This is a genomic window from Paenibacillus lautus, assembly GCF_050482385.1.
Lineage (GTDB): Bacteria > Bacillota > Bacilli > Paenibacillales > Paenibacillaceae > Paenibacillus_AQ > Paenibacillus_AQ lautus_B.
In genome coordinates this window covers 169851-183641 of sequence record NZ_JBCNHV010000013.1, presented here as the reverse complement: position 1 = coordinate 183641, position 13791 = coordinate 169851, and the positions used below count along the sequence as shown (strand labels likewise).

11 protein-coding genes are annotated in these 13791 nt (G+C 51.9%); 8 read left to right on the top strand and 3 right to left on the bottom strand.

Annotation, left to right across the window (positions count from 1 at the left end; genetic code table 11):
• Nucleotides 1-22 precede the first annotated feature (22 nt).
• The 5 genes from ABEW73_RS17440 to ABEW73_RS17420 all read left to right on the top strand — a co-directional run bounded on the left by ABEW73_RS17440 (nucleotide 23) and on the right by ABEW73_RS17420 (nucleotide 5868).
• The gene (locus tag ABEW73_RS17440) at nucleotides 23-724 is read left to right on the top strand and encodes a response regulator transcription factor (RefSeq protein ID WP_430166588.1); all 702 of its coding nucleotides are present in this window, start codon (nucleotides 23-25) and stop codon (nucleotides 722-724) included.
• Nucleotides 721-1731, top strand: coding sequence for a sensor histidine kinase (locus ABEW73_RS17435; protein WP_430166586.1), 1011 nt, complete (start codon nucleotides 721-723; stop codon nucleotides 1729-1731). The genes ABEW73_RS17440 and ABEW73_RS17435 overlap by 4 nt, the downstream gene beginning before the upstream one ends.
• A gap of 372 nt (nucleotides 1732-2103) precedes the next feature.
• Nucleotides 2104-2874 carry an ABC transporter ATP-binding protein gene (locus ABEW73_RS17430; protein WP_430166584.1) on the top strand — a complete coding sequence of 257 codons (771 nt, stop codon included), beginning with the start codon at nucleotides 2104-2106 and terminating at the stop codon, nucleotides 2872-2874.
• Entirely contained in the window at nucleotides 2849-4777 is a 1929-nt protein-coding gene (locus tag ABEW73_RS17425; RefSeq protein WP_430166582.1) for an FtsX-like permease family protein, read from the top strand. The genes ABEW73_RS17430 and ABEW73_RS17425 overlap by 26 nt, the downstream gene beginning before the upstream one ends.
• A gap of 2 nt (nucleotides 4778-4779) precedes the next feature.
• A complete protein-coding gene (locus tag ABEW73_RS17420; protein WP_430166580.1) occupies nucleotides 4780-5868 on the top strand; it encodes a DUF418 domain-containing protein in 1089 nt (362 codons plus the stop codon).
• A 157-nt stretch (nucleotides 5869-6025) separates the two neighbouring features.
• Here the strand turns inward: ABEW73_RS17420 and ABEW73_RS17415 are convergent, their stop codons facing one another.
• Complete coding sequence (locus tag ABEW73_RS17415) at nucleotides 6026-7381, bottom strand: PLP-dependent aminotransferase family protein (RefSeq protein ID WP_430166578.1); 1356 nt, start codon at nucleotides 7379-7381, stop codon at nucleotides 6026-6028.
• A 129-nt stretch (nucleotides 7382-7510) separates the two neighbouring features.
• Between ABEW73_RS17415 and ABEW73_RS17410 the strand changes: the two genes are divergently transcribed.
• Nucleotides 7511-8752: an MFS transporter gene (locus ABEW73_RS17410; RefSeq protein WP_430166576.1), complete on the top strand. Its 1242-nt coding sequence runs from the start codon at nucleotides 7511-7513 to the stop codon at nucleotides 8750-8752.
• A 113-nt stretch (nucleotides 8753-8865) separates the two neighbouring features.
• Here the strand turns inward: ABEW73_RS17410 and ABEW73_RS17405 are convergent, their stop codons facing one another.
• Complete coding sequence (locus tag ABEW73_RS17405) at nucleotides 8866-9672, bottom strand: phosphotransferase family protein (RefSeq protein WP_430166574.1); 807 nt, start codon at nucleotides 9670-9672, stop codon at nucleotides 8866-8868.
• Nucleotides 9673-10078: 406 nt separating this feature from the next.
• Here ABEW73_RS17405 and ABEW73_RS17400 point away from each other — a divergent pair, with 406 nt between their 5' ends.
• Both ABEW73_RS17400 and ABEW73_RS17395 read left to right on the top strand, forming a co-directional pair.
• Nucleotides 10079-10909 (top strand): MerR family transcriptional regulator, encoded by an 831-nt coding sequence (locus ABEW73_RS17400; RefSeq protein ID WP_430166572.1) that lies wholly within the window; start codon nucleotides 10079-10081, stop codon nucleotides 10907-10909.
• Between the two features lie 191 nt (nucleotides 10910-11100).
• Entirely contained in the window at nucleotides 11101-11865 is a 765-nt protein-coding gene (locus ABEW73_RS17395; RefSeq protein WP_430166570.1) for an SDR family oxidoreductase, read from the top strand.
• A gap of 230 nt (nucleotides 11866-12095) precedes the next feature.
• Here the strand turns inward: ABEW73_RS17395 and ABEW73_RS17390 are convergent, their stop codons facing one another.
• Nucleotides 12096-13676, bottom strand: a complete 1581-nt coding sequence (locus ABEW73_RS17390; protein ID WP_430166568.1) for a sigma-70 family RNA polymerase sigma factor — start codon at nucleotides 13674-13676, stop codon at nucleotides 12096-12098.
• Between the last annotated feature and the right edge of the window lie 115 nt (nucleotides 13677-13791).

Sequence of the window (13791 nt, the reverse complement as noted above, 5' to 3'; positions counted from 1 at the left end):
AGGAGTTAAAGGAGCTGGAACCGTGTACACCATCCTGATTGTGGAAGACGATGAACGAATCGCGGATAAATTAAGATCGGCTATTTCCAAGTATGATTTTAACGTACGGATCACCGAAGACTTCAGCCGCGTCATGGGCATTTTTACGGATTCGAAACCGGATCTGGTTCTGCTGGACGTCAATCTGCCGAAATACGACGGGTTCTATTGGTGCAGGCAAATCCGCACCCAATCGCACGTTCCGATCATCTTCATCTCGGCGCGAGACAGCGGCATGGATCAGATTATGGCGCTGGAAAACGGGGCGGATGATTATATTACGAAGCCGTTTGATATGGAGCTTGTTCTGGCGAAGATCCGCAGCCACCTGCGCCGTGCAGTCGGTGCCTATGCCTCCGGTCAAGAGGATGAGCATACCGTCGAAAGCGCCGGTCTCATCATCTATCCGGAGCGATTCGTCGTGACTTATGGAGACGAGTCAGCCGAGCTTACCCAGAAGGAAGCAGCCCTGCTGACGATGCTGATGGAAAAAGACGGCCGTGTGGTCAGCCGCGAGCGGCTGCTGGACCTGATGTGGGAAGATCAGCATTTCATTGATGACAATACGCTAAATGTCTATATTACAAGGGTTCGTCGCAAGCTTCGTGAGCTGGGCGTCGGAGATCTTATCGAAACCGTCCGGGGAGCAGGCTACCGGTTTATTACAGGCAGGGAGCCTCAATGAGACTCTTCCTGCGGGAGCATCTCCCGCTCATACTGTTTTTTACCGTTCAAATGCTGCTCATCCCCCTGCTGTACTGGCTTACCGGTGAAGGCAGACCTTTTACTGTCGTGCTATATGGGGTGTTATTGAGCAGTGTCGTGCTGCTCCTCTATCTTGCATACCGGTACCTTTCTCATCGCACGATGTATCAAGAGCTTTCTTCCGAGGAGCTTTCGGAGGAGGAATTCTTAAGCCCTCCCCTGGGTGAAGCGCCACTGCCGGAAGCGATACACGAGCGGATCGGCCATTATGAACGCTTATACCGCGAACAGCTGCATCGACATCAGAGTCAAACCGACCAGCATCTGGCTTTCGTCAACCGCTGGGTACATCAGATGAAAACCCCGCTATCAGTGATTCAGTTAACGCTCGATGAAGTCGAGGAGACATCCGCCGAACATATTCGGGAAGAGCTTGAGCGCATTCGCAAAGGCCTCGAAATGGTGCTGTATACCGCACGCCTGGACCGGTTCGAGCAGGATTTCGCGGTAGAAGCCACCCTGCTCCGTGCCGCGGTCAGCGAATCCGTCGTCGAGAACCGCAAGCTGTTCATTCGTAAGGGGATTACGCCGGTGTTTCAAATCGATGATCGGATCTCCGTCTATACAGATGCCAAATGGTTTCGATTTATGCTGGGTCAGATTCTGACGAACGCTGTGAACTACTCCGACAGCCCCGGCAAGAAGATTCAATTAACCGCAGAAGAAGCAGGGAAACACATCAAACTTCATATACGCGATGAGGGTATCGGTATTGCCCCGGAGGACATCAACCGGGTGTTCCATCCCTACTTCACGGGAGAGCGCGGTCGGCAATATCATGAATCCACCGGTATGGGCCTGTACCTTGTCCGTGAAATCGCCCATAAGCTTGATCACACCGTCCAACTGGAATCCATGCTGGGTGAAGGAACCACCGTTACCTTGACGCTGCGTCAAGCAGTAAACCAAGACACATCTCAAATTTAGATGTGTCTTCTTTGCATGGACAGAGGCTAATTTCATATCGATCATCTCGGAATACGAACAAAAAATGCGAACATAACCTTATGGGAGATGTAAGCTCCGTTTCACCTAAATCCATAGCAGGGTCAGGTCAGTATACGATAGAGTTAGGTTACACTAATGAGGTTATTCAAAAAGTCGTCTTTTGACCACGAAGGGAGTCAAGAAGAAACTCGGCATCGAATCTTGAATTCAGCCGGGCCTTCCGGTGCTCACGTACCCAAAACGTACGCTCCGCTCCTCAGTCCCTATCTTCATCCAACCTTCTCGGTGCTGAAAATCCGACTTTTTGAACTCGCACACTAATGAGGTATACAGAAAGGAGCTTCTCGGTTTATGGATATTCTTGAAGTAAAAGCATTAAACAAAGTATATGCGGGCAAAGTGGCGACACAAGCTCTTACCGATATTCATCTCACCATCCAAGAAGGAGAATTCGTCGGCATCATGGGCCCTTCAGGCAGCGGCAAAACCACCCTGCTGAACATGGTGTCAACCATCGATCGTCCAAGCTCGGGCGAGGTCAAGATCGGGGGCAAAAATCCTTATACTATGAAAAAAAGCGAGCTTGCCCACTTCCGCCGCAGACAGCTCGGCTTTGTGTTTCAAGATTTCAATCTGCTTGATACGTTAACGGTTGCCGAGAATATCGTGCTTCCGCTTACGCTGGACCGCCGTCCGCTCAAGGACATGGAGTCACTGCTGCAGCAAACCGCTTCGCGGCTTGGCATCCGCGAAATTCTGAATAAACGCGTGTACGAGATTTCGGGAGGGCAACGACAGCGCACTGCGATTGCCAGGGCTATCATCGGCGCGCCTCTGTTATTGCTTGCGGATGAGCCTACAGGAGCGCTCGATTCCAACTCTTCACGCATCGTGATGGAGTCGTTAGCCGAGATTAACGAGCGGGATCATACCACATTAATGCTGGTTACGCATGATCCTTTGGCCGCAAGCTATTGCAACCGCATCGTCTTTATTAAAGACGGCAAGCTTGCCGCCGAAATTCACCGCGGAGAGAACCGGCAGGCCTTTTTCCAAAAAATCATCGATACGCTATCGTTCTGGGGAGGGAATACAAGTGAGCTTTCCTCAATTCGCGTTTAACAATGTCCGGCGTAACGCACGTCAATATTTCGCTTACCTGCTTAGCAGCTCGTTCATGGTCATGATCTTCTTTACGTATGCGGTGTTCATCTATCATCCGGATATCGAGAATTCGCCTATGGGCACCATGACGCGTACGGGAATGACAATTGCCACGGTCATCGTCTACGTGTTTGCGTTCTTGTTCGTGCTGTATTCAATCAGCGTCTTCCTGAAGTCGCGGAACCGGGAGTTCGGTATTCTTACAATTCTCGGAGCCGAAGCCAAACAGATCAATTGGCTGATCTTCCTGGAGAACATTCTGATTGGCGCCATTGCCATCGTAACAGGCATCGCCAGCGGAATGCTGTTATCCAAGGTATTCCTGCTCATCAGCACCAAAGTCATTGATATGGACGAGCTGCCGTTCTATTGGCCGGTCAAAGCGATGCTGCTGACCGCCAGTGCGTTCGCCGCGCTGTTTCTCGTCATTTCGCTCTTTACCTTGTTATTTATCCGGAAGAACCAAGTCCTGGAGCTTCTCAAAGGCACCAGCAAACCGAAAACCGAACCGAAAACCAATCTGTTCCTGGCCCTCTTGGGCGTGGTGCTGCTTACCATCGGCTTTACCGTCCTTCGCGCCAAAGAGTTAGACCCTACGGGACTGATAATCGCCGCGGTAACCGGAATTATGGGCACGTATTTCTTCTACTCCCAACTATCGGTGTGGGTTGTCCGGATGCTGCAGAGAAGCCGTACGACCACATGGAAAGGGACCAACCTGCTGTGGATTTCCGAAATGAGTTACAAGATCAAAGACAATGCCCGCATGCTATTTTTGGTCACGGTCGTGGTGGCCCTGGCTTCTATGAGCACCGGTTTCGTGCTGGCTATGCAGCAATCGGTCAAATCGGTCTATTGGGATAACCCGTATGCGCTGAGTTACAGCTACTACGGCAATACTGCCGATAAGAAAGTTCAGGAAGAATTGGCTCTGATTGAACAGCGGCTGCAGTCTGAAGGGTTGGCATACAAACAGGCGGATGTTGAGTCTATCTACTATAGCATGTTACCGAAGGGGGAGTACTCCTTATCCATCATGCCGCAATCCCAATACAACCTTTTGGCTGCCATGATGAATGCGAAGCCATCCGGGACATTCGGCGAGAATGAAGCTTTATTGGCGGAAACCCCGATCGCAGCGAAGAAGAGCAAGGGAGCGCTAACGGAATTGGATATCGAATTATCCGGTCAGCCCTACTCTTTCAGCTTGGAGAACCGCACAGACCGGATTGCGGCTGTGGTATATAGCGGCAGGCTGCTGGTCGTCACGGACAACATGTTCGAGGAGCTGCGGGAGCAAATAGATAACAAATACGGAGTAAATCGAATGAGGCAATTTATTCTCCCAGCTTCTGAGGGGCTTCCCGAGAAAGATGATCTCGAAACCAAGCTCGGCCTTGAACTGTCAGAATGGAACCGGGATGTCTTTAGCGAAGGGTATATTCAATCCAGGGCCGAGAATTATTACACCAACAAGCAAGGGTTTGCATTATTCAGCTTTATCGGCGTATTTGTCGCCTTGATTTTCTCAATTTCATCGGCAAGCTTCTTGTATTTCAAACTGCATACGGAGCTTTCAGCTGACCAAGCGATGTATCGTTCCCTGTCCAAGATCGGACTCAGCGCACGGGAGATGAACGTCTCCGCCACCATTCAGATTGCCGTACTGTTCTTTATCCCGATTCTGGTTGCAGCCCTGCAGTCCTTGGTTGTGCTCGGCCCGATTCTCGGATACCTGGATGTTCCGTACGTAAGTGGTCCTGTATTGGTTGCCTCATCAGCATTCCTGGCCGCCCAAGCGATCTATTTCCTGATCGCCAGAGCCCGTTATATTAAATCTGTGAATGGAATGATGGTGTGAATATGCATATAGAACAAAAAGACGCAGCGACTCAGCATCAGCCTGCCATCGGAAAGGGGCGATTACATTTTTTAGACCAGTTCAGGGGGTTTGCCCTGCTTGGTCTGCCGTTTGTTAACGTGTTGGCACTCTGGCTCATCGCCACGCCGGAAACCTCAGCGGATTTTTGGCTGCAGCGAGGGCTTAACTTTTTCGTAGAAGCCCGATTCTACACCATCTTCACGTTCCTGTTCGGACTTGGGTTCTACATGTTTCTATCCCGAAGCGCCTCATCGGGAGGAAAGCCAAGACTTCGGCTGTATATTCGCCGATTAGTGATTTTGGTGCTGATCGGGTTCATACATCAGTTGTATCAATCGGGGGAGGCCTTGTTCCATTATGCGATTGTCGGTCTGCTTGCGGTCCCACTCTATTGGGCGCCGCGGAGGGTTAATCTTGGCATTGGATTGGTGGGGTTTGCAATTGCGGCAATGATGGGAGTCAAGCTGCTGACCATTCCATTCCTGATCCTGTTAGGGCTGGCCGCAGGCCAATATCGATTAATGGACACCATCAGCAAGGGATTACGATTAAGCACTTTACGTTGGGTTTGGATGCTGTCATTACTCGGAACCGTCATCGTTACCGGTATCATGTGGTGGGCAGCACCTTCCGAGCCGATGTCACCGTTTCTATTCAAGGTAGAAGGCGAATCGCCATCACCGACCATGGAAGCGGCCTTCACTCTGGCACATATCGGGATAGCGACTGGCCCTCTTGTGTCCGTATTTTATCTAAGCTCGCTCTTAATGCTTCTGCGTAACCGAATCGGTGCGAAGATGCTGTATCCGTTGCAGGCATATGGGCGAATGGCGCTTACCAACTACATTGGACAGACCGTCTTTCTGGTAGGGATTCAGCGCTTGATCCTAGACGCCTCACCCACCACGTATGTCGTATCGACGCTCGTTTCCCTGGGGATTGTGGCCTTCCAGATCATAGCCAGCAATCTGTGGTTACGTTGGTTCCAATTCGGACCTCTCGAATGGTTGTGGCGATGCGGTACCTATGGGTCCATCGTGCCGATTCGCAAAAAAGCAGGAGCCCTATAGGGTTCCTGCTTTTTTGGAAGGATACCCCCTTCTGCTTCGACGTCTATCTATCTTTATACTTCCCGTTCTATATTGAAACTAGAAGTTTGAGATATCTGGCGACTTCAGTGAAAGGTGTTCCTGCACAGCACTCTGCTTATCTCTCCTGTTCCCTCGGCTATCTCATCCTCCGCTCAAGGCGCCTAATCTCCTGCTCGATGACCGTCAATCCCGCCTCAATCCGGGGTTTCTCCACCCCGATTATACATAACCGGATCCGGTCATTTTGCTGATTCTCCGGCAGCAGGTGAATATCCACGTTCATCACCGAAACCCCTCTTTGCATCAGGCGGTCCTGCAGTACAGATGCCTTTACGTACTTCGGAAGGCGGAGGGTGATGAACACGCCGGAGGAAGGGCAAGTGTAGGGAATGCCGCTGCCGAAGACACGGGCACACACCTCGGTGGCATATCGCATCTTCTCCCGATAATGGGCCCGAATTCTGGCGGCATGGCGCCTGTACATTCCACTCTTGAGGTAAATTTCAAGAGCGCCTTGGGAGAGGATCGGAGATGAAACATCCGCAGCGTTCTTATACGTTATGAACAAATCCAGCAAGCGCTCGGGAAGAATAACGGCACCCATTCGCATGCCCGGCAGAATCGTTTTCGAGAAGCTTTTGACATAGATGACATGACTTGACTGATCCAGTGCGTACAAGGGGTCCGCCTTCGCATCCTCCTCCAGATCCGCCAGATAATCGTCTTCCACGATATAGACATCATACTGCCGGGCAAGCTCCGCGATACGCAGCTTCTGCTCCAGCGAATACGAGGTGCCTAGCGGGTTAAGGAATCTCGGTACCGTATAGAAGAATTTGATCTGTCCACTACGAAAATGAGACTCCAACACCTTCATGTCGATCCCCTGCTCATCGCGCTGGATTCCGATCACCAGACAACCTGCAACGCGCGCTGCCGCCAAGAAACCGAAATACGTCGGCTGTTCAACCAGCACCGCCTGCCCCTTACCCGGAAAAGGCAAACGCGTCAGGATCGAGAAGGCTTGCTGCGCTCCAGTGACCACAGTGATTTGATCGGGCTTCGCAAAGATCTGCTGCCCATAGAAGTACCTGCTCAGCTCGTTCCTTAACGAGAAGATCCCCTGCGAATCGGTGTAACCGAACAGCTCCTCCTTGTACACGGAAATCGCCTTACGCAGGCAATGCTCCATCTCCTGGAACGGCAAAAAATCGCCCCGGGGTGTCGTTGAGGCGAAATCAATCGGCTCGCTTTCCATTCGTGCCGACGAGGTGCGGTTCTTCCCTTCTACAAGGTAGTATCCGCTCTTGGCTACCGGGTAAATGACATCATCGCGCTCCAAGGTCTGATATGCACGAACGACCGTGTTGGGACTACAGGAGAACATTTTGGCCACGGCCCGGACCGAAGGCAGCTTATGGCCTGACCGAATATGCCCCCCTTCCACTTCCCGGATCATATACGCAACAATTTGCTCGTGCTTCGTGTCCATCCCGCTCATCCCCCTGTATTGATACAGTTGATCTAAATTGTCCTGTTCATTTTCTGCCCCATGATTAAAATTAGCTTATTCCATGACATAGCGGAAGTAAAGACTTAGGAAGGAGCTGGGATAGTAACGATGGAGAAAGATCGGGGTTATGCGTGGATCATACTACTGTATCTATGGACACTTGGTTTTGCAGCGGCAATCAGCCGGTTTGTCATGTCTTATTACCAGCACGAAATGGCACGGGATTTGGACGTGGACCTGACCTTTATTAGCTTCACATGGTCCTTCAACATTGCCGTCGCCGCTATCTGTTCTCCCCTCGGCGGATGGTTAACCGATAAATACGGTCCCAAAAAAATGATGCTCCTGAACGCTCTGTTTGGCGTACTGTCCATGCTGACCGTGCTTACGCTTCATCATCCGGCGGGATTTTTCATAGGGCTCGGGCTGCTCTCCGGCCTCTCCGGCATGGCCGCGAGTACAGGATATGTCGTGGTTACAAGCTGGTTCAGCCGGCATAAGGCGAAAGCGCTCATGATCATGACCAGCGCAAGCTCCCTCGGACTGGCCATTCTGACGCCTCTATTTGTCAGCAATCGGGATTGGCTTGACTGGACAACGGCATTCACCATCACCTTGTGGATTACGCTCATATCCATACCGCTCACTTTCCTTATCATGAAGGAACGCCAACCGGGTCAGCACAGAGAGAAACCGGCTGTTTCGGATTCCCCCCCATCAACGGGACGGCTGCCGTTCCTCTCGATCGCTAGGGAGATGGTAACCAACCGGACGGTACTCCTGGTGGTCTTTGCCTTGTTCACTTGCGGCTTCAGCATGGGAACGGTTGAAATGCACCTGATGGCCATCCACCGGCATGATCATGTCGGCTCGGTCATGTTCACATCCTCACTGAGCATTCTCGGGCTGCTTGAGTTGGCAGGCGGGCTGCTGTTTGCCTTGCTCCTGGACCGGATGTCAAGAAGTTTAGCACTGTCCTTCCTGTATGCATTCCGAATTCTGGCCTTTACGATGCTCTTTCTGCACTTCAGCATCTCTCCGATCATCTTCTCGGTCATCTTCGGAGCCAGCTATTTAGGGGCCATCCCCGGTGGCATGTTGGTAGCTAGCGAAGCTATGGGCAATCGCTCCGTTGGATTGCAGACAGGAACGCTGCTTATTTTCCATCAAGCGGGAGCTGTTCTCGGTTCTTTCTCCGGCGGATTCCTGTTTGACCTCACGAACAGCTACCAATGGTTGATCGGCCTCAACCTGATGTTCAGCGCCTTGTCGGCTATAGGCTACTATCAAATTCATCGTACGTCGAATCGAAGACGTTCCGTCCCAGGTCAGTCGGCGGCCGAGGCTTAATAAAATCCCTATAGGCAGGTGTTGTTAATGAAAATGGCTTTTATTCTGTTCCATAGGATGACGTCCCTAGACCTTACCGGCTTCACCGAAGTGATGACCAGGCTCTCCTGTCGTCAAGCATATGCACGCAGCCGATCATCAATTAGACCCAGCAGCCATGCTCTTTCTCCAGGGACATCCTCTCTCAGCCTGGCTGCCGCTACCGGCAGCATCCAGCGGTCAATCTCCTCATACTTTGCATGAGATAATCGACAATATTCATTCAGGTATACTTTATTCCACAGGGTTCGGGCCATCCGAAGCGGAATCACCATAAGGCTCGACTGTTCGTGCGGATGAAACGGAGATTGAAGCATCAGGGATGTCCTCGCAACGTCGCATAGAGGGTCACCAATCGTGGCGTTATTCCAATCGATCGCCCGGCATCCGCTCTCCGTCACGATCACATTGTCCGGGTGGAAGTCGCCATGACAGATGGAGTCCCCTTCAGGCATAGAGTTCAGCACCTTGCATATGGCCTGCGCCTTTCCTTGCAGGATGCCGCTTGCATCGAGAATCGCATGCTCCAGCCTCTCTTTTTGCAGCGGCAGCAGGGTTGTTGTGCAGCCATGCATCGCATGCTGGAGCCGGGCCATCTCCCGGGCGCACTTCATTAGCTGGAGCGGTGACGATTGAACCTGATGCAGCATCGACGGTCCTGTAACCCGCTCATACACCACCCCAGTTCGTCCCTCGATATCCACCATGTCAAAGACGGCAGGGGCAGGTACGCCCGCTTCCGCAACGATGCGGCCCATCTCCGTCTCATATGTCACCCATTCCGGGCGATACCCCTCATAATACAGCTTTAATGCCTGAGACTCTCCCCACTCATACACCTCTGCACTCCTGCCTTTTCCTATCCGTGTACCCTTCTTCAAAGCACATCCTCCGCTTCCTTCGTCAGCTAGATTTTGATTTCGAACGCATCGTCAACCGCTGAATCCAGCCCGGTTTCTGAATCCGGCAATTGTGAAATGCGGATATCTTCCATTCTCCGTTCTGTTTGATGAGCACGTTGGTATTAATCGAGAATCGGCTGGTGGGCGCCCGTTCATCAACCTTATCTCCTTTCTTGCTCTTAAGCGGGATCACTGATTCTTCTTTGAACCCATTGTATGATAGTCCGGCCGGTTTTGAATTCCCACTCCAGGATGAAAACCGACTCGGCCTTGGGACCGAGTTGTTCCTTCAGAACCGGCGAGCTAAGTTCTTTACGTACGCAGGAGCGCGAGATATGATATCGTTATCCACGCAGACCGAATCGAAAAGGAGGTTGCCATCGGCATGATGAAGATCAGCGCTTTTGCCAAGGTCAGCGGCATTTCCATCAAGACATTGCGATATTATGATGAGCTGGGCCTATTGAAGCCGGCCCATGTTGATGAACAAAGCGGATACCGTTACTATTCCGAGGAGCAGCTTCTGACCGTCAAGCGGATTGCCGCTTACAAGGAACAGGGGTTTACCTTGGAACAGCTCAAGCCTTTTTTTGAAGAGGATATAGACACCGATGTCGTAAAGAACAAACTTGCGGATAAAATGACGGAGCTTCAGCATGCGATGCGGACCCTCCAGCTGCAGCTGGATGAGGTGAACAGCAGGATGTCGCGCTTGGAACCATCCGAAGCCGGTGATCCGGAAGGCCCTGTCCGTATCCGGGAAGTCCCATCCCAGCTCGCCGCTTTCATTCGCGACCAAGTCCCCCGCAGCCAGCTATGTCTCTTGCTTGATGAGATTACGAAATACGCGACCTCTTATGGAGAACCCGAGGTCTGTCAACTCATCATCCTTTGGCATGATGACGGCAGCGGGAATGCCGACGTTGCGGACATTGAAATCGCAATCCCCATAACTGGTGATATACCTGCTAATGGTCGGGTGCGTGTAGACTTCCTACCGGAGCTGCCATCTGCCGCATCTCTTGTCCATCGTTGTGATCCGTACGGCTATAGCTGTCCTGCCGTACCCGAGCTCAAAGCATGGATTTCGTCCCAAGGCCTCGTTCAATCGGACCGGGAGCCGATCCGCGAAATCTATCTCACTTCGGATAAAGATATCTATGGCAAGAAGCGCCCTGCGGAATTGCTCATCCCCTTACAAGGTAACGCGGAGTAACCCTTCCTTTGCTGTAATAGGCTACCGAAAACGAACTTCGACCCAGCCTCCATCCGTACTTGCAGCAGTAATCCGGCATGACTTTTATGTTCATGAAAAAACTCCAGAAAAATTCTAGACCACCCTCTTGACTCTCCCCTTAACAGGAGAGTGTACAGTAGCGTTAAATCGAACAAGAGGAGTGGGGTTTCATGAAACGATTAGAAGACAATATCGCATTGGTTACAGGCGGAAGCCGGGGAATCGGCCAAGGAATCGCGCTTCGGCTAGCGGAAGAAGGGGCTTTGGTCGCTGTGCATTACGGCACGCGCAGCGATGCAGCGGATGAGGTTATTCAGACCATTCAAGATCAGGGTGGACGAGCTATCGCCCTGGGTGCCCAACTGGAATCGGTAGCCGGAGCAAAAGGGCTTATTCATTCGCTGGAGGAGGAACTTCTCCGCGTAACGGGGGGCAACCGTTTCGATATTCTGGTGAATAACGCAGGCATTGGAACCTCCAAGACCTTTGAAGAGACGACCGAGGAAAGCTTCGACGAGCTGCTTGCCGTCAATGTAAAAGCACCGTTCTTCCTGGTCCAACAGGCCCTGCCACTCCTGCGTGACGGCGGACGCATCGTCAACATTTCCTCCGGTGTTACGCGTATCGCCTATCCGCATATTATGGCTTACAACATAACCAAGGGAGCCATCAATACGTTCACCCTGCATCTCGCCAAACTGCTTGGTCCACGTGGGATCACGGTGAATTCGGTTCTTCCAGGCATCGTGGATACGGATGTAAATGCTAATTGGCTGCATACACCGGAAGGGCAGCGGCATGCCGCGGAGATGTCCGCGCTTGGCCGAATCGGTCAGCCATCGGATATTGCGGATGTCGTTGCGTTTCTCGCATCCAGCGACGGGCGCTGGGTAACAGGACAAATGGTTGACGCAACCGGTGGTTCTCATCTGTAAGTATAAGAAAAACGTCTATCGACGTACTCTCAAAGAAGACAGACCGCGTTTAGCGGTAGTTTTTCTTGCGATATCAGGCAGCAGATCCTCCGAAGTTTATACTTTCTGATATCTTAAAAGAAGCGATCCGTGCCTGGCATTAACGCCAAGCAGGATCGCTTTAATGCTTTATCTGCTGTTAATCGGATTCGTCAATCTGCTCGATATCGTTCTTTTCCTATGTCTGTCGTTTAATCAGATTCGCCCATTCGCACAACCGACTTTCGCTCCGCGTCCCAGCGCCATGATGGTGCCTTCCCCCGCACCTGCAAGCCTCCTACCCATTTATCGATCGTTCCGGTGCAGGCATAGTCGAACTTCCCGGCTAATACCTCCCGCCCTAGACTCGTCACTTGCAGCATCCGATCTTGGAAATGGGGTACAGCCCGTTTGAAGTCCGGAAACGGTGCTGTACCATCGATAACAAGCAAGGAATCCGGCCCCTCCGTCATCTTCGCCAGGTAATACCAGAACTCCAGATCTCCCATTCCGAGTGTATGGAGCTGGTCACCTACCTTTCGGAATAATTCATGAGGCTTATGGATTCCGCCCGCTACAGCCTCTAACGTGGTCTGCTCGATGATCCCGAGTCCATGGTTCACGGAGGGCAGCCGTGCCAGATGAGCTTCGAATGCAGCCCTAGCAAAAGGCAGTGCCGAGGAATCAACCTCCAGCATGCGCTGATGTTTCTCCGGCAGATCCGAGGTATAGGCTTCCCACAACATGCTGCCCAGCATGAGCTCTTCTTCTCCAATCGTGTGCCATGTGCCCGATAAAGTCTCAAGCTGCTCCGTGCTAAGCTGACCCAGCCCACGAAAAAGCTCGATGCCCGGATATGCGCCAATGCACAGCAGACTCAGCTTCGTATTTCCCAGTGACTGCTCCTTAAACCAATGCAGCAAATAAGACAGCATCGTCTGGTCAAACAGATCATGCTCAAACCAGAGCACGATTTCATCATATTGCTGAAAGTCCTGAAGCTTCCTCTCCTGCGACTCGCAGGTCCCCATATATTCCTTCTGCGGAATCCCCAGCGTTTGCTCCAGATACTGAGCTCTTGTTCTACGATGATCCGGCTCGTCCATCTTCGTGAAGACCGGACCGAACGAATAAAGTTCCCTCCACACCAGGATATCTCCTTGGATATTCCCCTGGTTCAGCTTATCCCCTACCGAATCCCCGTTAACGATATGCAGCATGCGTTTTCCTCCTTCATACAGATCGGCGAACACCGATACAAAGTCGGCTACATGAAGCGTGTTCTTCAGCTTCCGCCGGGCATCAAAGAGCCTCTTCTTCAAAGCCGGCAGGGATATGTCCAAATATTCCGAGATCTCCCGCAGGCTGTAGCCTTGAAAATAATAGAGCTGGACCGCTATCCGCATGCCGGGTGGCAGATCGGCGACAGTGGCATGCAGCTGGCGTACCATGTCTCTCCTCTCCACAACCGACTCCAAGCCTCGCTGATCTCCAGCCGGCAGCTCCACCTCATGCAGCGGAAACGTCTGCAATTGCTTGCGGCGCAAGTCTCTGTAACACTGCCGCTCAACGATCACTTTGAACCATCCGGGGAAACGCCGGGGATCCTGCAGCTTATGCAGATTCGCAAAGGCCTCCGTAAATGCCTCCTGCACGACATCTTCCGCTAAATGGGGATCCTGCAATTTATCGTAGGCCACGGTCAGAGCCATGCCGGTAAAATGCCGGACCAAGCTTTCCTGAGCCTCCGCACTGCCCCGCCGGGCTTCCTCAATCCACTGGAACACGTTCACTAAAGCCTCCCTTCTTGGTGTCTCTATCTCTAAGTGCCGATTCCTATAAAAAAGGTTACCTCAGATTAAAATATTGACATTCACCTAACACCTGTGTGATGATTCTCATCATATT

Coding starts and splice junctions, on each gene's coding strand:
- ABEW73_RS17435 (WP_430166586.1), top strand. CDS start 721: ATGAGACTCTTCCTGCGGGAGCATCTCCCGCTCATACTGTTTTTTACC.
- ABEW73_RS17430 (WP_430166584.1), top strand. CDS start 2,104: ATGGATATTCTTGAAGTAAAAGCATTAAACAAAGTATATGCGGGCAAA.
- ABEW73_RS17420 (WP_430166580.1), top strand. CDS start 4,780: ATGCATATAGAACAAAAAGACGCAGCGACTCAGCATCAGCCTGCCATC.
- ABEW73_RS17415 (WP_430166578.1), bottom strand. CDS start 7,381: ATGGACACGAAGCACGAGCAAATTGTTGCGTATATGATCCGGGAAGTG.
- ABEW73_RS17410 (WP_430166576.1), top strand. CDS start 7,511: ATGGAGAAAGATCGGGGTTATGCGTGGATCATACTACTGTATCTATGG.
- ABEW73_RS17400 (WP_430166572.1), top strand. CDS start 10,079: ATGATGAAGATCAGCGCTTTTGCCAAGGTCAGCGGCATTTCCATCAAG.
- ABEW73_RS17395 (WP_430166570.1), top strand. CDS start 11,101: ATGAAACGATTAGAAGACAATATCGCATTGGTTACAGGCGGAAGCCGG.